The following is a 19,729-nucleotide window of genomic DNA, read 5'->3' as shown; positions in this document are numbered from 1 at the left end:
CTCTATCTTAAAATAAGAGCTAATGCAGCTAAACCTACACTGATCACACTCAAAACAACTCCTACTGTATTATCTCTACCTTTTGACGCTTTAATTTGTGCCTCATTAGGTTCTATATACAAAACATCGTTCTGAGCAAGGTAATATACGGGGGAATCAAAAATAGTTTTGGAAGTTAAGTCAACTCTGTGATAGGTATTTACTCCATCATTTTCTCTAATCACCATTACATTTCCTCTTTTACCTAGGATAGTAAGATCACCTGCTAGCCCAATTGCTTCAATAATCGTGATTCTTTCATTCGGAATCGTAAAAGATCCTGGTCGGCTAACTTCTCCAACAACAGTAATTTTAAAGTTTTTCAACCTAACGTTTACAATTGGATCTTTTATGTAGATTTTTAATCGATCCTTCAGCATGTCTTTTACTTGAACTCTCGTCAATCCTGCAATTTTTAATTTTCCTAATACCGGAAAATCAATATTTCCTTCTTCATCAATTAAATAAGTAGGTTCAAGAGTTCCATTTCCATTAGGCGCAGCACCACTATCACCGGTAGGTAAGGACAAACTAGATCCCTGCATTAAATTAAAAGGTCTCGCTGCATCCATATCTGTTGCCGAAACCAAAATACTAACGACATCATCTACTTTAAAGACCGGAGTAAAAGAATTAGTTGACTTTATTCTTTCTAAATCCTGAGAATTCTGAAAATAAACAACGTCTGTAGGTGTTTTACAAGAAAAAATAAACGTTGAAGCTACTAATAAAAGTAAAAATTTGTATGAATGCATATAGTGAATGCTTTAAGATATATCAATCAACTAACAAAAGTATGATAATAATCTTGTTTATAATAACAATTTTAAAAAGAAGACTATACAAATACTTTTGTGCTTTTGCTTTGAGTTTCTTGGTTCTTAATATCTATACTTTCAAACGTAGAGTTCTTAGAAATAAACTCTGGAACAATTTCCTTAAGTTTGGCAACAATTTGGTGATCTTGATTGAACAAATTCATAATGCATAGATCATCTATTTTATCCATTACTAGCGGACAATCTGCATCATCAAACTTGCTAATCATTATTTTTTTATGATACGTTGGTAAGGTATTCTCTGTATCGGCTAATAGCTCTTCGTAGAGTTTTTCACCAGGTCTTAATCCTGTGATTTCTATATCGATATCATTAGGATAATTTAACCCAGATAATCGGATCATTTTCTTAGCCAAATCGAATATTTTTACTGATTCACCCATATCAAAGATGAAAATCTCACCTCCATTACCCATGGTACCGGCTTCAATTACTAACTGAGAGGCTTCAGGAATTGTCATAAAGAAACGAGTCACATCTTTGTGCGTAACAGTCAATGGCCCTCCTTTTTCTATTTGCTTTTTAAACAAAGGAATAACAGAACCATTAGATCCTAAAACATTTCCAAATCTAGTGGTAATAAATTTAGTTTTACTGGTTCTGTGTAAACACTTAATGTACATTTCTGCCACTCTTTTGGTAGCTCCCATCACATTTGTCGGGTTTACTGCTTTATCTGTTGAGACAAAAACAAACTTATCCACTCCGTATTCTGATGATAAATCAGCTAACTTTCTGGTACCTAATACATTAATTTTAATCGCCTCACAAGGATTATTTTCCATCAGCGGCACGTGTTTGTAAGCCGCTGCGTGAAACACCATATTAGGTGTAAATCTTTCAAAAATAGTTTCAATACGCTGATGATCTCTAATATCTGCTACAATTGGCGTAAAATTAGTTACACCCTTACTCAATAGTTCTTGTTGCAAATCGTACAGGGGTGATTCTGCCTGATCCACCAAAACTAAATGTTTATAGCTATAAAATGATGCTTGTCTTACGATCTCACTTCCTATTGACCCCGCAGCTCCAGTAATAAGAATTACTTTATTATGAAGTTCCTTCTTAATATTTTGATTTTCTAAAGCGATTGGTGCTCTATCTAATAAATCTTCTATCTGAATTGGCTTAATCTGGGATACATTCAACTTACCATCGATCCAATCATTTATGGCCGGGATAATCTTAACTTTTACTGGCAATTTTAGTAATTGATCAGATATTTCAGATAAGCGTTGCTTCTCAATATGAGGAATGGATACGATAATCTCACTTATATTATGTTTGGAAACATAGCTTTGTGTAATAGCTTTAGAACGATATACAGTAATACCATTAATTGTTTTTCCTGCTTTTTGAGGGTTATCATCAATAAAACCAACTACAGTTACAGCTTTTTGCGAATCATTGGTAATGGCCGCTAAAGTGATCAAGCCTGAATCTCCAGCTCCATAAATCATTACTCTTGACGAATCTCCTAATTTTGACTTAACGTAGTGATAGCAATATTTGAATACTAAACGACTAACCGTTAGATTAATGATATTAAGTAAATAATGGATACAAATAATAGAAACCGGTATATTTAGTAGCTCCGGCATCAATGATAACCTACTTGAAACCATCAGTGCCCCGCTCAATGCAATTAATACAGTAACGGCTAAAAATAAGTTATAGGCATCTCTCATACCGGTATGTCTAATCACCCCCTTATGAGATCCTATCATTAAAAAACTAGTAGCTGCTAGCACAGTCATTACAGGAATTTGGTATAGTAAATTCGAAGTATCAAAATCAAGTGCAATACCAAACCTAACAACATATGCTAAAAAGAAATTAAAAATAGTGATTGCTATGTCAATTACTAATACTAGCCATTTTGATGCGTGTTTATGCGAATTATTAATTATGTAGTCCTTAATCATCTCAATATATTTTTAATTACCGACACAATTCTAAATAAATCTTCTTCCTCAAGATTAGACCCGCTAGGTAAGCAAAGTCCTCGATCAAATAGGTCATCAGAAATTCCATTGAGGTACGTATCGCACTCTACAAAAACAGGCTGGCGATGCATTGGTTTCCATAGAGGTCGTGACTCTATATTTTCTTCTGCTAGAGCTAACCTTATACCTTCTCTCAATTTATAAGAAGTAGTTTCTATACAAGTCAGCCATCTGTTAGAATAAAAACCCGTTGGCTCTTCTAAAAATTTAATTTCAGCAGAGTCTCCAAGATGTTGTTTATAAAATTCGTAGTTGTTTCGTCTGTTGTTGACATGTTTATCTAACACCTCCATTTGCCCTCTACCGATTCCAGCAATGATATTGCTCATTCGGTAGTTATATCCAATTTCGGTATGTTGATAGTGAGGCGCATTATCTCTAGCTTGCGTAGCTAAAAAGATTGCTCTATCGCGATGCTCAGATTTTTTCGCTACTAATGCCCCACCTCCAGAAGTTGTTATTATTTTATTTCCATTAAATGATAGTATAGCGATATCTCCAAAAGTTCCACACTTTACACCGTGATAGGAACTTCCTAATGATTCTGCACTATCTTCTAAAACCGGAATTTCATATTCTGAGGCTATTTTATGAACGGCATCCACATTATATGGCATTCCATATAAATGAACAGCAATTATTGCCTTTGGTTTTTTACCCTTTGAAACCCTATCTTTTATCGCTAACTCTAACTGCTCAGGACAAATATTCCAAGTCTGAGCCTCACTATCGATAAAAATGGGTTTTGCGCCTAAATATATTATTGGATTCGCTGAAGCGGCAAATGTCATACTTTGACATAACACTTCATCCCCTTGCGAAACGCCTAACAATTTAAGTCCCAAATGTAAAGCTGCGGTACCCGAACTCAATGCGGCCACAAAATTTTTTCCACCTAAATAACTCTCTATAGATTTCTCAAAACCATCTACGTTTGGACCTAAAGGTGCAACCCAATTTGTATCAAAAGCTTGTTTCACATAGCTTTCCTCCGTTCCCCCCATATGTGGTGAAGAAAGCCATATTCTTTTAGATTCTACTGCATTCATAATTTTCCCCATTAATTAATGAACATTAATCTATACTCAACAATTGTAACAAATGTGTTACCGTCGCTGATATTCTTTTTCATGACAATCTAATAAAATGTAAGGAAGAAGGGGGTAGCACTTCCAAAAATTGTATTTTACTCTTACTTGCTTTAACCACTGCTAAAATAGTTTAGTTATATTTAATATCATTAGAAAAACTGAATTTTTAGATGGAATACAAAAAAAACGCGTTTAACAGCATTACTATTTCGTTATAATTGACAAAACAATGGTTTTACCGTAAGAAAATTACTATAATATTGATTGTATAGTACAAGTAAAAACCTACAAAATATTCTATTTTGTTTAACTATTTGTGTCATAACCCTTATATTTTACGCTTTTTAACTAACATTTATCAAAAAAACATAGTAAATCTCCACTGAAATTAATTAATCCAATAACATCACAATGATACTAGTAAAATTTCAAAAAATTGGCAATGAATCACCTATTTATTTATAGGGTATTTACCCCTTGATTGTTCATTAAAAAATAGTAAGATGCATAGTCAAAAAAAGGATTGTATGAAATAATTAGATTTATTCTTGATTTATTTGATTTAATAAATCAAATTTACAGACTTGAAGAAACTAACAGCATACTGTCTTGCAAATTCTAGATCTGTAAACTACTTGTCCCTTATATTAATATTAGTGCATGTTATTTAATTCCTTAGACTTTTTCATTTTTTTACCAGTAGTATTTGTTCTTTACTGGTTCTTTTTCAATAAAAACTTAAAATTTCAGAATGTTTTTGTTCTTGTTGCTAGCTACATCTTTTACGGAATGTGGGACTGGCGCTTTTTATTTCTGATTTTAGCAAGTACTATTGTTGATTATTTTGTCGGGCAGTCGATTCATCTTAGTAATTCTAATAAGCAACGCAAAAAGTGGTTATGGATTAGTATAATTTTTAACATTGGACTATTAGGATTCTTTAAATATTACAATTTTTTTATAGAATCATGGACCGATTTTGCTTCTATTTTGGGGTATGAACTTCAAAGTTCTTGGACTTTGCAAATTATACTCCCGGTAGGTATATCTTTTTATACCTTTCAGACGATGTCTTATTCATTAGATATCTACTATAAAAGGCTTACTCCTACCAAAGATTTCATTTCTTTTGCAACATTTGTTAGTTTTTTCCCTCAACTGGTAGCTGGTCCTATAGAAAGGGCGTCCAATCTACTTTCTCAGATAACTACTAAAAGAGCTTTTGATTATAAACAATGTACCGATGGATTGAAACTTATTGTCTGGGGACTATTTAAAAAAGTGGCAATTGCAGATTCTATAGCGCCAATCGTAGATGATATATTTGCTAATTATGGAAGCTACCCTGCCTCTACTCTTATCCTTGGTGTTACGCTATTTAGTTTTCAGGTATATGGAGATTTTAGTGGTTATTCTGATATAGCAATTGGTACTGCTAAGTTGTTTGGAATAGAATTAATGTCAAATTTCAAGTTTCCGAGTTTTGCCAGAAATGTTGCAGAATATTGGCAACGTTGGCACGTTTCTCTATCTACTTGGTTTAGACATTATGTTTATATTCCTCTTGGTGGTAGTAGAGTAAGCAAACTAAAATCCGTAAGAAATATTTGTATAATCTTTTTGGTAAGTGGTTTTTGGCACGGCGCCAATTGGACTTTTATTGCATGGGGAGCCATCCACGCACTTCTATATATTCCTGTTTTTCTGATGGGACGCAATCGAATTTACATGAACAATGTAGTAGCAGAAAATAGTTGGTTTCCTTCATTTAAGGAAATATTACAAATGCTACTCACCTTCTCATTAGTGACATTCTCCAGAGTATTTTTTAGATCGGAATCTATCACTGATGCGTTTGGTTTTTTAAAACAAATCTTTATCAACTTTAGTTTTGAAATATATGAACATCCATTAGGATACCGGATGATCGATTATTTTATACTATTAGGACTTTTTGTCTTGTATGAGTTTAGGATCAGAAGAGACGAACGATCTCCTTTTAAATTTAAATCAAAGATCATACGTTTTATCGCATATACTTTGGTAATTTTAGGTATGCTCCTTTTCTTTGATGACAATATTGATAGATCTTTTATATACTTTCAATTTTAAGTTATTTAGGTTATCCGCAACAGAATTTGAACAACATGAAAAAACTTATTTTTAAAAGCGGTTTGTATTTTTTTCTCATACTCGTTTCATTAGAGATACTAGTTAGGGTTTTTCATCTAAGCAAGGATACCCCTACTCGTATTCTTGACGAGCACAAGGTAGAGAAATGGATGCCAAATCAAAATGGCTTTTCTGTAACGGGTAATAGGAGACAAAATTTTTCTGAATACCATATTAATAATTCAGGATATAACTCTTACAGAGAATTTAACCCTACAAAAGATAAAATTGAAGTTGCCTTAGTAGGCGACTCCTTTATAGAAGGGTTTCATCAAAACTACTACAATTCAATTGGTAAAAAGATTGAAAAAATAATACCACAAATTGAGGTGTATGAGTATGGATATGCAGGCTACGACTTTGCAGATCAATTACATCTTATCCACGCATATAAAGAACAGTTTAGCGAGATAGATCATATAATTCTTGGAATCAAATTTTCTAACGATCTCACTAGAGGAAAGTATGAAGTTGTTACAGGTCGATTAGCATTAGAATCCCCTATGAATAAACTTCTAAAGAAAAGTAAACTTCTGGTGTATTGCAAAAGCATAGGTATTTTAGATCCGCCCCAAAAACTATTATATCGATTGAAAAGCATTTTTATTCAAAAACCAAAAACTAAAGATTTATCTGAAGAAGAAAAACTAAAAATTAAAAAAGAAAAAGACACTAAATATTTAGCAAACTTTGTAAGTCTCATAAATGCATATGGATATGACAAGGATAAGTTTACCATGCTTTTAGACTCTAGAATAACCAGCAATTTGTTTTTATCGTATTTAGAAAAAAATAATTTTCATTGTATTGATTTTTCAAAATACTTTGAGGAAAGTAATCGATCTAAAACTTTGATTTATGATCGGCATTGGAATGATCACGGAAGAACCCTAATAGCTAAATCCATAAGTGAACACCTGAAAAGTATCAACATTACAAAAAAGTAATTAACCTCTTGTGATAACTTTTTGCATCTTTGATTTTCCTACTATCAGATAAGATTTTTTACTTTTAGAAATCTCAAAAACCTGAACATTTGATATATTATCAGTGCTTGTATACACAAAATCAAATACAAATTTTCTTAATGCTTTATACTCGTTAGCATTGTAATCTATTCGCACCAACTCCTTATCATACACTACTTTCTCCATAGGAGAAACAAGAAATTCCTCAGTAATAGTATTTGTTGTTTTCTTTCGGTTTGCCTTATACTTTTTATAACGAACATAGACAACTTTAAAAATAAACTCTTTAAGTGTTACTTTTAAAAATTCCATGTTTCCCTTAACTACAGCGATTATAGATTTTTTTGGAAATATAATTTGGTGCTCAAAATTGTAAATATGATTACACCATTCTCTCTTATAGCTCAAATCTCCCATTCCCATTTCATAAGACACGTGATTATTCTCTATTAACCAATCCAGTTTCTTATAGATCTCTACACTTCCCAAACTAAATTTTGAATAATCGATATCATAGGAAGATATAGCACTAAATAGCCTATCTTGAAAATGATGATTTAAGGATACTATGATTGGTAGATCACCGTTAAAGGCTACAAACATAGATGCCTTCTTTTCATTAATTAGAGAAAAATACATTTGCTTATAGTGATCCCATCTCAATAAAGTCTGACTAACATCATTACGTTGCTTAAATCTTCTAATCAGCATTTTCTCCAAGCAATCCATCAGGTCATTATATTCTTCCTTTCGTATTGCTCCGTAGTATGTTTTATAGGAAATAGGAAAACAAGACTCTAATCTATTGATTCTTCTTCTTATACCTTTAGCATTACTTCTAAAACGATGTTTTATATAAGCATCCGCATTTGTAAATCCATCTAAAAAAATTGCATAACCTTTAAAGAACTGCTCTACTTTCTTTACGGTATAAAAATCCGTTGTTGTAGTTGGTTTTAAATAATCAGGAATAAAAAAAACGGAATATATCTTATCTGGACTATTCTTTACATCACCATCATAATCGTGGTTTACTACGAGTTTATCTTTTCCTGCAGAATATATTGCCGGAAATAGTTTAGGGATTGAACATTTTTCATAAAGTTCGAAAAAGTAGTCTATGTTTTCTTTTTTCATCTATTGTTCAATCTATAAAACGGAAAGAAATAATTTTTTAGATCCTCTTTCTCTATATTGGCATATTCTTTATCCGATAACAAACATAATTCGTTATATATTTTTTCATTGACTATTTTTCTCCCTGTACAAAAAATTACATCTTCATCTTTAGGGAAAAGAGACTTTTTATTTTTGTACAATCCATCTCCATCTTTCATTCCTCCACCAAGAACATAATATTTTTTTCCATTCTTAATTGCCCAATCTATTACTTTTACTCTTAAGAAATCATTAGGTCTATAACTAAAATATTCGGCATCGGTCCCACCTAAGAACGCAAAAATCACGTCCTTGTAGTTGATAATAAGTTCTACAGAAATAGGGATATCCTGATAGTAGACAATGACTATAGAAAAATTATCAAGGTTTGATAAAATAAGATTTTCAAAATATGTGCTTGAAAAGAAATAAATACTATCCGCCTTATTTCTAGTCATTGTAGCAACATAAATATTATTAAAAATTTTTATAATTTCTTTCGTGATTTCATCTTTATGAAAAACCTTGAAATCCAGATCATAGTTTATCGCTTTCCTGTAATTATTTCTTACTTTAGGTAAAAAGGTGTTCCATTGATCCTCAAAATTTTCTAATAAATGTCCCTTAACATTAGCCAGTGTCCTTATCAGAGAACCTGAATAATTAAGATGGTTTTCATTCAAGCTAAAACGTATAAACTCTGTTACGATGTTATTTTCATTATACCACAGATCTACCTGCTTCCAAAACTGAATCAGATCCTCTGATGTCACATTTTCGTTATACAGAGGACCACTATACCCGTAAGGGCTAATTACATCTTGATAAGGATATTCTTTTTCTTTTATTTTTATCTTTCTTAGAATGAAAGGCATCAAAATTATGGGAACTCCATTTTTTTCGAACAAAAAGCACCTTAAAGCATCAGACTCTTTTTCAGAATGACGTAAGTGCTCTATAGAATAATACACATTGTTATTCCATTCATTCTTAAGAAGTGATTTATATTTTACAACTTCTGAACGATCATCAAGATCTTTTATGAATAAACTGTAATTTCCCTCCAATGTAAAAATGTTAATATGATTTATTTCGTTTAATGATTGATCCTTTGTTCAGTTTTTTATGACACTTTGATTAAAGTGATCATGAATTTTACCGGCTAACACTTCTGATAACCAAATAATTCTGCCACAATGCTCTACGTGCCACACAGCTTTTCCTTCAAAAATGTTTCCTGCTAATAATGGACCTACAATATGCAAATTATCAGATGTTTCTAAGGATTCGTTTACGTCAAAACCAATCTTAGATTCATTAGGAACACACAACTTCTTTTCCATTATTTTCTTAAGTAACTCCGGAATATCTGTTGCGGTCAAATTTGTACTACCGATACAATTAAAAATGATCTGAACAGCATTTTTAGACATTTTATTAGTATCTGAAGCCGTTTCTAAATATTCCAGAAAATATTCATTGTTTGCGTTTTTCTTCAGATCTACAAATCTTCCTGCAATATGATCGAAACGATTCTCTTCTTTTAAAGCATCAATGGTTTTTGAGTAGTGATAACCAGCACATCTTTGTCTTCTTCCGATGTCATTTCCATACAAACAAGCAAACTTTTTAAGCTCTTCCTGATTTAGTTTTTTTAGCAGGGATCCAAATGCACTTGAGATAATATCTACTGTAGAAGCTGCTCCTAAATCAATTTCGTCTGCCAAGTCTAAATCTCTATACGTAGCGTCCGCTATTTCTTTCGCTGTCAAACTTTCTTGATCAACCAGCGCAAGTAAATTCTTTGGAGCATATTGTTTTTTTCTTTCTTCATCAACAATTGAGTCCGGAGATAATCCCTGAGTAGAAAGAAGGGTAAACGTATTTATTTTAGATTTTATGTTTTCGTGATCATTAAGTTTATAAAGCATTTCTAGACCACTTGCATTTGCTCCAACGATTAGGGCATTCAATTGTTTGTCAGACTTATCTTTGGTAAACGTTTCAATGTTTTCAAAAACTTCTTTTAAATGTGGTTTATAAGGGTTATTCACAAAGATTAGGTCATCTTCTATGATCAGGTCTCTATTTTTCCATAAATGAACCATTGGCAGAGAACCAATAGAAAGAATTACTTTTTCTGAAATAATCTTGTCTTTATTTGCTAGAGAAACAGCATATCCATCGTTAATTCTATCTATATCAACAACTTCGGTATTGATATAGTTTACCTTGATGCTACCATTTTCCTGTGCCTGCTCGATATTCGTCTTAAGTTTTTCATCGATATAGCATCCAAAAAAGCGACGTGGAATAAAGAGATCTTCCCATTCATTATTTTTTAATTTCTCTGCATGATTAGAAATCCATTCTGATGATAAAGAACCCCCATCGGACTTAAATTCTTCTACTAACCATTCCTTATTTATGTTAAGCCACTTCATAAATTTACTCAACTCAGGTTCAGGCAAAAAGTTTTTCAGAGAAGTTATTAAAAGTACTGAAAAACCAGACCTAATACCATAGGGGATTCCTGTATAAAATTCTGGATACTTATCAATAATTGTAATCGATATTTTCTTATTTATCGAATCGATTTTTAGACGATCCAGAAAATGTAAAATTGTGAATGACGAGGAGATACCCGATCCTACAAAAGTGATATCTGTGTGGTTAGTTGTTTCAAAATCCATAAACTATGGTTTTTTTGTTTTTATTACACGAGCTGGATTACCAACTACAGTGGTATATTCTGGAACATCTTTTATTATGACGGTTCCTGCCCCTATTAATGTTTCTTTTCCTATTTCTTTTACGCCGGTCATAGCAGTTACTCCCATACCTATGTATGCATTTTTTCTAACATTAATCAGAGCTCCAATATTTACACCCGAAGACATAAACACTCCATCTTCTAAAGTTACGTGATGCGCGATAGTGCTGTCCATATTAATCATAATATAATTACCAATTGTGGTGTGCGGCATCACGATATTACCGGCAAGCATGTAAACGGCTTCACCTATGGTCACGTCTGGTGCAATCGATACCGTATGGTGCAAAAAACCAGGAATTCCATAACCTTCGTTTTTAAGTGTTGACAGGTATTCGACCCGAACTGCATTCACTCCTATCGGACAGTACACGTCCTGTATTTTGCTCTTGAACTCATCTAAAAACAAGTCTTTATATTTACCAATAACAGGTATATCTATTACTTCTTTTCCTTCAAGTTCAGGGTTGTCATCGATAAAACCAATGATGTTGATTCCAGCTTCTTTTAGATAGGAAGCATATACTTGTCCCTGTGTTCCTGCGCCAATTATAACAGCATTTTTCACTTGTGATATGATAGTTTTTAGTGGTTTTTTATTCTCTTGGTTAATTATTTCCGGTAAAAGTAGGCATATTTACATTTTCGCCACTATTAATGTCTTCTTTAAACAATACTTTCTTAGCCGTCATAAAAATAATCTTCAGATCTAATTTAAAACTTAAATTTTCGGTATACCATACGTCAAGTTTGAATTTTTCATCCCAGGAAATTGCATTTCTACCATTAACCTGTGCCCATCCGGTAATACCAGGTCTTACATTATGTCTCTTTTGTTGAAAATCATTATATAACGGTAAATACTTTACTAGCAGAGGTCTTGGTCCTATCAAACTCATATCTCCTTTTATCACATTAAAAAGCTGTGGAATCTCATCCAGTGAATACTTTCTAATAAATTTTCCGGTTTTTGTGATTCTTTTTTCAAAAGGAAGCAGCTCTCCATCCTTATCCTTTTTGTCATTCATACTCTTAAACTTGATGATCTTAAATATCTTACCGTTTTTACCTGGTCTTTCCTGAAAAAAAAATGGTCTCCCATTATTAGCAATACTCAACAATAGGATAAGTATACATATGATTGGTGATAAAACAAAAACACCTAGTATGCAAAGTGTAAAATCTAAAAATCGTTTTATAAATATCTGATACATAATTTTTTAATTATATCTAAATTGATTTATTCAAGATTTAGATAAATATCTTTTCCCTTTTTTTACCGTTTTTATTACTTCACCCGGAACGCCATATACCAATTTATAATCATCAACATCGTGTAATAATAATGATCCTGCTCCTATGATACTATGTTTACCAATATTTATTCCCTGTATCACATTAGCCCCTAGCGATATTGCTGAACAGAAACCAACAGTAACATTACCTCCTACAGTAACTCCTGGTGCTATACTCGAAAAATTACCGAGTTTTCCATCATGTCCAAAACTGGCATTCGTATTTAGAATACATCCATCCCCAATTTCTGCTAGTGCATTCACTTTTACCGATGCCAATATTACGGTTCCCTTTCCTACTGTTACACTTGAACTTATAATAGCACTTGGATGAATAATTGTTATGAATTCGAACTCGGGAGCTATTTCTTTTATACGATTATGCATACTATGCCTGGTCCAGTTATCTCCAATCGCCACGATACCCTTGGAAATACCTCTTTTTACTAAATCTTTTATTAGATCTTCAGTCCCAAGAATCTCATAACCTAACAACTTATCCCCTGTAGGTTTAAACGAGTCAATCAGTCCGTAAATCTGATATTTTCCGTTTGATTCTATAGTTTCTATAACAACTTTGGCATGACCAGAAGCACCTATAATTACAATTTTCTCCATCGGTTTTTAAAATGATAATCTAATAAAGAAATGAATCCATTTATCACCATACTATGACAAAAATCAGTTACCAATTTCGAAAAGGGAAACTCTCGCATGAAAACCGCTAAAAATAAATTTATAGCAAATAGATTTTATTACGACTTTAATTCTGATTGAATATTATTGACTAGATCTCCTACATTATTCATATTCATTAAATCCATCAATTTAAACTTGATATCAAATTTTTTCTCCACTTCTGTAATTATCATCATATGTGTAATAGATTCCCATCCATCTACATCATTTGCTGTGGTCTCATCAGAAAGTTCAAAGTTTTCGTGTTCTAATACAGCAACAAATGCTGTTTTTACTTTTGATAAAATCTGTTCTCTATCCATTAATCGGTTGTTTTTGATTGTTTAATTTATGTCGAAATGTTTTCTTAATTCTTTTCTATCAATTTTGCCATTAATACTATGAGGAAACTCTTTTATAAATCTCACATGCATAGGAATCATATAGCTTGGCATCACATTTTTCATATGATCAAAAATATATCCTGTATCAAACTCATCAGATTCAATTGCTAAACCTAACTCGGCATTTCCAAGATTATTAGTAATATCAAGGGCTACCATATTAACTTTTTTATCTGATCTAGACTTTGCGTGGTACTCGATTTCTGCAAGTTCAACACGATATCCTCTAATTTTTACTTGAAAATCTGCTCTTCCAACGTACAAAAAGTCGCCATCTTCATCTTTCAAACAAAGGTCTCCGGTTTTATAATATCTAACCTTCTTGCCATTTTCTTGTCTGGTAAAAAAGCTTAGCGCATTTCGTTCTTCGTTTTTCCAATATCCCGGTGTGATTTGTGGACCGCCAAGGCATAATTCACCAGTTTCACCGATACCTACTTCTTGATTATTTTCATTCACCACAAGATATAGTGTATCCTTTTGTGGAGAACCAATAGCAATTATGCCATTGTGTGACTTGGTGTCTGTTTCTTTATGGTAGGGATAAAACCCACTATACACCGTAAATTCGGTAGGACCGTAATAATTGAATATTTTACAATTAGGCAAACAATCACTCCATTCTTTTGCAATATCACTGTGTAAAGCACCACCTCCAAAACTACAATATCGTACATCAGGAGCATTTATTTCTCCAAAATATGGACGCAAATAATTAATTATAGAAGGCACCATCGTAAGTACGGTTAGTTTTTCTTCGTTTATTAACTTAAATATATAAAAATACTTTATGGCTCCTTTAGGTATGGTATACATGCAGGACCCGGCTAGTAACGGAAATAAATACGTTACTACCGAAAAATCAAAAGTAAGTTCAAACATTTGTAAGCATCGATCGGATGGCATCAGATTAAATGTGGGTTCTGCGTCAATGGCACCTACTAAGGCCTGAACGTTATTAAAGGTAATTGGAACTCCCTTTGGCAAACCTGTGGTGCCAGAAGTAAACAGGATGTATGCTAATTGATCCGAAGAAAAATCTTTTGGTTCTAGATTAATCTGAGCATCGGGTAATTCTTTTGAAGCTATTACTTTGTGATTTATATATTCAGAAGTTTCTGATGAATCTATCACATACTTAGTTTCTGTCAATTCAAAAACTTTTATATTTCTTTCAAAAGGAACTTCAGGATTGACGGGAACATATGCTTTTCCCTCTAACCATAAGGCAATAATACCTGCATATGTTTGAATGTCATCATTTGTTACTAAACCAACAAGTTTTTCTGATTCTTCAATAACATCAGTAATAGCTGTTCTTATTTTAGATATTTCTTTGGCAAATTCTTTATATGTATAGAAAACACTATTAATACACAAAACATTTAGTTCTGAATGTTTTTCTATTGATTCCTGTAGTCTTTTTACAAAATCCATGGTTTATTTGATTAGGCTATTGGTTAATAAAAGTGTCCATCACGGTTTAACATCATAACATTATCAATATCTATTTTAGTGTCATTATGTGCTAAACCTTTTTTTGTCACCTTGTGTGTAAAAATAGTCTTGTATCTTTTAGTAATATTATCAGATAATTTAGTGTCATCTGTAAATATGAAAGTTGTTTTATGCTTAATGAAATTTTCCATTAATGCATCAATACATAAATCGTAATTCTCATCATCTTGTACCAAAAAATACTTGATGTTAAATTCGTTGAAATTAACAACGTATGATAAAAATCCAATAAGCCGACCTGCTTTTATAATTTTCAGGTTATGAAGATATATATTATTGCTTATTCCAGTCTGTAATGATTTATGGGGATGCCTTTTAGGTACTGGAGTCTGAAGATACTGCCCAGAATCTATTTGCCAGTTTACGTATTCTTTTGTTTTATATATCAAGTCTTTATCGCAAAGAGGTCTGATAAACTCCCATGTATCATCATCTAATCGATTGATGTACTCGTACGAAAGTTCTTTTACTTTATTCTTGAGTTTAGCAGCATTAAATATCCTTATTACCAACCCCACAAAACCATCCATTCCGTCTAAAATAAACTTAAAAGATTTTAAAAATTTAAATCTTCCAATTAGCATAGAAGCATCTAAGCTAAAAAATATAGTATGCCTTAGTCGAGAAGCGATTACTTTAAAAGGTTGCTTCTCATAGAAAGTATTTACATTTTCTGCATATGATTTAATCAAAATCTGTTTTCTGGTAAGATTGACAGCCTCATTATATATATACGTTCCTAAAACGGTATCCTTATAAGTTTTATGCACCCACCAGGATATCATCCAATACACTTTTTTTGGTTTATTATCCTTTGCATTTAATAAGTCTGGAAACATGAATATAAACGAAATCATTTTGTCTCCTTCATATCCTATTACTCCGCAATAATCATCATCATTAATTCTACCATTAGCAACTAACCATAATGCTTTACTCTTTGGTAATGGCGCGAGATCATTTTTCCAATAGGTATTTTTATCAATAGCCTCGCTTAGCATTTTTTTTGTTACCCCAATTACTTGTAAATCTTTGCTCATTCTATTCTACCTATCCTACTTAAATCCAAATTGATTAGTTAGTACCATTAAACCATTCTGATGTTAGTTCGTTTGATAAATTGACATCTTCTTTTTTAATTACTTTTTTTAGTGTGAGACCCAGTATTTTAAGGTCTAATAAAAAACTACAATTCTCCACATACCAAACATCATATTCAAATTTTTTTTTCCAAGTAATTGAATTTCTTCCATTTACCTGAGCCCAACCTGTGATTCCGGGTCTAACATTATGTCTTTTTTTCTGAGTTTCATTATAAACGGGTAAATATTCTATAATCAACGGTCTGGGACCAATTAAAGACATATCTCCTATTAAAACATTTATCAGCTGTGGAATTTCATCTAAAGACGTTTTTCTAACAAATGTTCCAACAGTTGTCATTCTTTCCTTATCAGGTAATAAATTACCGTCATTATCCTTCAGATCATTCATAGTTTTAAACTTTATGATACTAAATATTTTTTCCTTTTTGCCAGGTCTTTTTTGAATAAAAAAGGGTTTCCCCCTATTAGCAATTGCTAAAAAAATTACTAAGATCAGGAATACCGGTACTATGAACACAAGCAATAACAACGCTGCGCTAAAATCCAAAACTCTTTTAAAAAAATACTTATACACCTTATTTTTCAAGTTTAAAAACAACAATATTTAAAACCGCGGAATATATTCCAGGCTATAACTTTGTAATCAAAAAATGGGGGAAATGAAATAGATAGATGATTTTTATCTGTCAAGGGGAATGCAGTGATTATCATATCTATAATCCTATCCTTAGAATCGGTGACAAATATACAATCTATATTTTACTTTTTTAACTTAATTTAACAACTTTTTTAGTAAAAAATAACTCTCTAGCATTTGCTTTATTTAAGTTTCTTACAAAATTACCTCGTTGACAATTGCTTGTTGTTTACCTGATTTTAATAAAGGGATTTCTGCAACATACTCCACTTTTATTATTGCATCTTGTCCCAAATACATCTTAAATTCTTTAATAAATTCATTTTCATTCTCAAGAGTACCATTTTTTACTTTCAATTTAAAAACATATTCATTGTTTGTTTTCTGAATAATTTGTCGCTGAATTACTTCTTTATATTTATTGATCACTAAAAGTATACTCGTGGACAATATCTCACCTGTAGTACTTCGAATCATATCCATTTTTCTTCCTTCGACTTTTTTAAGCACAAGTTTTGAATTTTTTTCTTGCTCTAAAAATTCTATAATTCCAATATCACCAGTATCATAGCGAATTAACGGAGTGTTGTAATTAAATAAGTCAGTGATAACAATCCGTCCTAGCTCTCCTGGTTCTACCCTATCATTGTCAATAAAACTTAAAACTTCTACAAAGTAACTCGCCCAATTAATTTCAAAATATTCTTTACCAATAGGTTGTTGAGCAATCATCCCATTTTCTGCGTTGGAGTATCTTGATACCATATCCACATCAAAATATTGTTTCATGGACAGTTTTGTGAGAGGATCCAAACGTTCAGACATTCCAATTACAGATCTGAGCTTGCAATCAATTGGTTTAGCTTCAATTGAATCTAAATATTTACAAATTTTATCGAAAGATGATGCATAACCCAGCATCCCTTTGTTTGATCTATCATTTTTTAAAGTATTTACTAACACTTCAATCGAATCCTTTGATAAATCAAATACATCTATTGGAGTAATATTTTGAAGAAAAGACTCAAATTTATTCTTCTTTTTAAACATCTGCCAAAATCTAAGATAGAATAATTTATATCCTAAATAAAAGCCACAAAGTTCTGAGAAATAGATAATATCCGCTGTGTTTCTTGCTTTTTTATTTAGATCTTGATAAACGGTAAATGAAGCACCTGTTGATCCACTTGTAGAAACACCTATTTTCTTTTTATTTTTATAAATTTTAGATTGAAAACTATTGTAAGAAGATTTAACAAGCTCTTTATTTATTACCGGGAAATTTTGAAGGCTTGAAGGATTTATACTATCATAATAATCACAAGTTTCTACGGCGTGTTTTAAGATAGTGTCTAAATAATAGTTTTGTTTTTCGATAGTCTGATGTGAACCTGAATATTCATTTAAACTCTTGATATCCTGGTAATGCTTTCTTACTTTACCTCCGTTAATAAAATCTAATAACCAAAAAGAAATGTTTCTTATCCTTTCACTAACTCTCATGCACTATCTTGACATCTATTAAATACTGTTCAGCAAAACTCAAAGCCACGAAATTATAATGTATAGACTATTCGACATCCCGGGTATCAATCCGAATTAGTCTATAAAGTTATGACGATGTAATTTACTTTTGTGCCCCTAAAATAGAGAATTGTTTTGATATTAATAGAAAATAATATTGCTTACAATTTTCTATATTCCTCTAAAATTTCGTTCCAAACGAATTTTCTTTCATACTTCTGGCAAATCATATCTCTAGCTTTCAGAGATAATTTTGTACAATATTCTTTATCTGTAATAAATTTCTCCATGGCATTATATAGAGCTTCAGAACTTTTCACAGGTATTATGGTTCCGTTGATTCCTTCCGTTATAATTTCGTTACAACCATTGATGTCAGTAACAATACTTGGTAATCCCATCGCTCCTGCTTGCATCACTACGTTAGGAAACCCTTCTCTATAACTCGGAAACGTAAGTGCATCTGCGATGGCAAAAAATGGTCTAACGTCGTTTTGCCATCCTACGGAAATAATATTGGGATTATTATCAATCTCACTTTCTGTTTCGGGTAATAAAGGATCTAATTCTCTTTCATAAGTTCCGACTAGTAAAAGTTTACTATTTGGCTGGATATCATTTATTTTTTTAAATGATGTAATCAACTCATTGATTCCTTTATCCTTGACAAATCGACCCACAAACACATACACAAAATCTTCTTGATCAATTTTTAACTCTTCTCTTAGTTTTGTATTATCATCTAACGAATATTTAGAAGGATCAAAATGAGAGGTATCAATTCCGTTAGAACTTCCATTAGCAATAACCTTTAGTTTTTTTGGACTGGTATACTTATTTTGAAGTATAATATCGTTGAGCCCGAACGAATTAGGATAAATCATCGTTGCACAACCATATGTCAATTTTTCTACAGCATCCAACAACAATCTTTTAGCTCCTGTTGCCTCCAACAAAGGCAATCCGGCTATGGTATGTAATCTGTGAGGTACACCGGCAAACCTTGCTGCAATCATTGATAATGTGCCTGCTTTGGGAGTATGACTGTGTACAATATCTGGTTTTTCTTTCCTGAAAACCTTATACAATTGATAAACAGCTTTTAAATCTTGCACAGGGGTTATTTTCCTTGTCATTTCTACAGGAATCGTTCTGATTTCTTCCTTTTCCCCTACTTTCTCTAAAATGTGCTCTTCTCTACTGGATACACCGATTACATCATAGTACTGTGACATAAATTTTAATTGACCTTGTAGTAGTCCGCCTAATGATCTCGGAACTGTTGTAACTCGAATGATCTTACCCCTATTTTTCACTTGTATGAATAAAATGTATTATTTAACTGCAAATATATAGATATAACAAAGGTTTAAAGTTTTTATTTAATTTCTTTTTTAACATATATTTAATCAATATATTGGAACACGTATCTAACAAATTTAATTTTGAAAGATATAAATCACAACAAAAAGAAAGAAAAAACCTACATAAACATTTTAACCTCTTATAGAATTGGGG

At 32.0% G+C, this 19,729-nt stretch carries 17 protein-coding genes; 2 read left to right on the top strand and 15 right to left on the bottom strand.

The window, feature by feature from the left end:
* Positions 1 to 2 precede the first annotated feature (2 nt).
* The 3 genes from ACE94K_RS14640 to ACE94K_RS14630 form a co-directional block, all read right to left on the bottom strand.
* Entirely contained in the window at positions 3 to 794 is a 792-nt protein-coding gene (locus ACE94K_RS14640; RefSeq protein ID WP_378173722.1) for a polysaccharide biosynthesis/export family protein, read from the bottom strand.
* A gap of 83 nt (positions 795 to 877) precedes the next feature.
* Complete coding sequence (locus ACE94K_RS14635) at positions 878 to 2,806, bottom strand: polysaccharide biosynthesis protein (RefSeq protein ID WP_378173719.1); 1,929 nt, start codon at positions 2,804 to 2,806, stop codon at positions 878 to 880.
* Positions 2,803 to 3,936 (bottom strand): DegT/DnrJ/EryC1/StrS family aminotransferase, encoded by a 1,134-nt coding sequence (locus ACE94K_RS14630; RefSeq protein WP_378173717.1) that lies wholly within the window; start codon positions 3,934 to 3,936, stop codon positions 2,803 to 2,805. The genes ACE94K_RS14635 and ACE94K_RS14630 overlap by 4 nt, the downstream gene beginning before the upstream one ends.
* A gap of 831 nt (positions 3,937 to 4,767) precedes the next feature.
* Between ACE94K_RS14630 and ACE94K_RS14625 the strand changes: the two genes are divergently transcribed.
* Positions 4,768 to 6,090, top strand: a complete 1,323-nt coding sequence (locus ACE94K_RS14625) for an MBOAT family O-acyltransferase (RefSeq protein ID WP_378173714.1) — start codon at positions 4,768 to 4,770, stop codon at positions 6,088 to 6,090.
* A 35-nt stretch (positions 6,091 to 6,125) separates the two neighbouring features.
* On the top strand, positions 6,126 to 7,097 hold the full coding sequence (locus tag ACE94K_RS14620; RefSeq protein ID WP_378173711.1) for a hypothetical protein: 972 nt from the start codon (positions 6,126 to 6,128) through the stop codon (positions 7,095 to 7,097).
* On the opposite strand, the gene ACE94K_RS14615 is transcribed toward ACE94K_RS14620, so the two are convergent.
* The 12 genes from ACE94K_RS14615 to ACE94K_RS14560 form a co-directional block, all read right to left on the bottom strand.
* Positions 7,098 to 8,255, bottom strand: a complete 1,158-nt coding sequence (locus ACE94K_RS14615) for a GNAT family N-acetyltransferase (protein ID WP_378173708.1) — start codon at positions 8,253 to 8,255, stop codon at positions 7,098 to 7,100.
* Entirely contained in the window at positions 8,252 to 9,343 is a 1,092-nt protein-coding gene (locus ACE94K_RS14610; RefSeq protein WP_378173706.1) for a GNAT family N-acetyltransferase, read from the bottom strand. Before ACE94K_RS14610 ends, ACE94K_RS14615 begins: the two co-directional genes overlap by 4 nt.
* 48 nt (positions 9,344 to 9,391) lie before the next feature.
* Positions 9,392 to 10,969 carry an FAD/NAD(P)-binding protein gene (locus ACE94K_RS14605; RefSeq protein ID WP_378173703.1) on the bottom strand — a complete coding sequence of 526 codons (1,578 nt, stop codon included), beginning with the start codon at positions 10,967 to 10,969 and terminating at the stop codon, positions 9,392 to 9,394.
* A gap of 3 nt (positions 10,970 to 10,972) precedes the next feature.
* On the bottom strand, positions 10,973 to 11,617 hold the full coding sequence (locus tag ACE94K_RS14600; protein ID WP_378173700.1) for a NeuD/PglB/VioB family sugar acetyltransferase: 645 nt from the start codon (positions 11,615 to 11,617) through the stop codon (positions 10,973 to 10,975).
* Positions 11,618 to 11,657: 40 nt separating this feature from the next.
* Entirely contained in the window at positions 11,658 to 12,263 is a 606-nt protein-coding gene (locus ACE94K_RS14595) for a sugar transferase (protein WP_378173698.1), read from the bottom strand.
* Between the two features lie 30 nt (positions 12,264 to 12,293).
* Entirely contained in the window at positions 12,294 to 12,962 is a 669-nt protein-coding gene (locus ACE94K_RS14590) for an acetyltransferase (protein WP_378173695.1), read from the bottom strand.
* A 137-nt stretch (positions 12,963 to 13,099) separates the two neighbouring features.
* Positions 13,100 to 13,345, bottom strand: coding sequence for an acyl carrier protein (locus ACE94K_RS14585; RefSeq protein ID WP_378173692.1), 246 nt, complete (start codon positions 13,343 to 13,345; stop codon positions 13,100 to 13,102).
* A 21-nt stretch (positions 13,346 to 13,366) separates the two neighbouring features.
* Entirely contained in the window at positions 13,367 to 14,863 is a 1,497-nt protein-coding gene (locus ACE94K_RS14580; protein WP_378173689.1) for an AMP-binding protein, read from the bottom strand.
* A gap of 23 nt (positions 14,864 to 14,886) precedes the next feature.
* Entirely contained in the window at positions 14,887 to 15,984 is a 1,098-nt protein-coding gene (locus ACE94K_RS14575; protein ID WP_378173687.1) for a hypothetical protein, read from the bottom strand.
* Positions 15,985 to 16,018: 34 nt separating this feature from the next.
* Positions 16,019 to 16,624 carry a sugar transferase gene (locus tag ACE94K_RS14570; RefSeq protein ID WP_378173684.1) on the bottom strand — a complete coding sequence of 202 codons (606 nt, stop codon included), beginning with the start codon at positions 16,622 to 16,624 and terminating at the stop codon, positions 16,019 to 16,021.
* Between the two features lie 258 nt (positions 16,625 to 16,882).
* Positions 16,883 to 18,190: a CoF synthetase gene (locus ACE94K_RS14565; RefSeq protein WP_378173681.1), complete on the bottom strand. Its 1,308-nt coding sequence runs from the start codon at positions 18,188 to 18,190 to the stop codon at positions 16,883 to 16,885.
* 182 nt (positions 18,191 to 18,372) lie between these two features.
* The gene (locus tag ACE94K_RS14560; RefSeq protein ID WP_378173679.1) at positions 18,373 to 19,446 is read right to left on the bottom strand and encodes a glycosyltransferase family 4 protein; all 1,074 of its coding nucleotides are present in this window, start codon (positions 19,444 to 19,446) and stop codon (positions 18,373 to 18,375) included.
* Between the last annotated feature and the right edge of the window lie 283 nt (positions 19,447 to 19,729).

The organism is Aquimarina besae, from assembly GCF_042434905.1.
Classification (GTDB): domain Bacteria; phylum Bacteroidota; class Bacteroidia; order Flavobacteriales; family Flavobacteriaceae; genus Aquimarina.
This window is presented reverse-complemented; position numbering and strand designations above follow the sequence as displayed.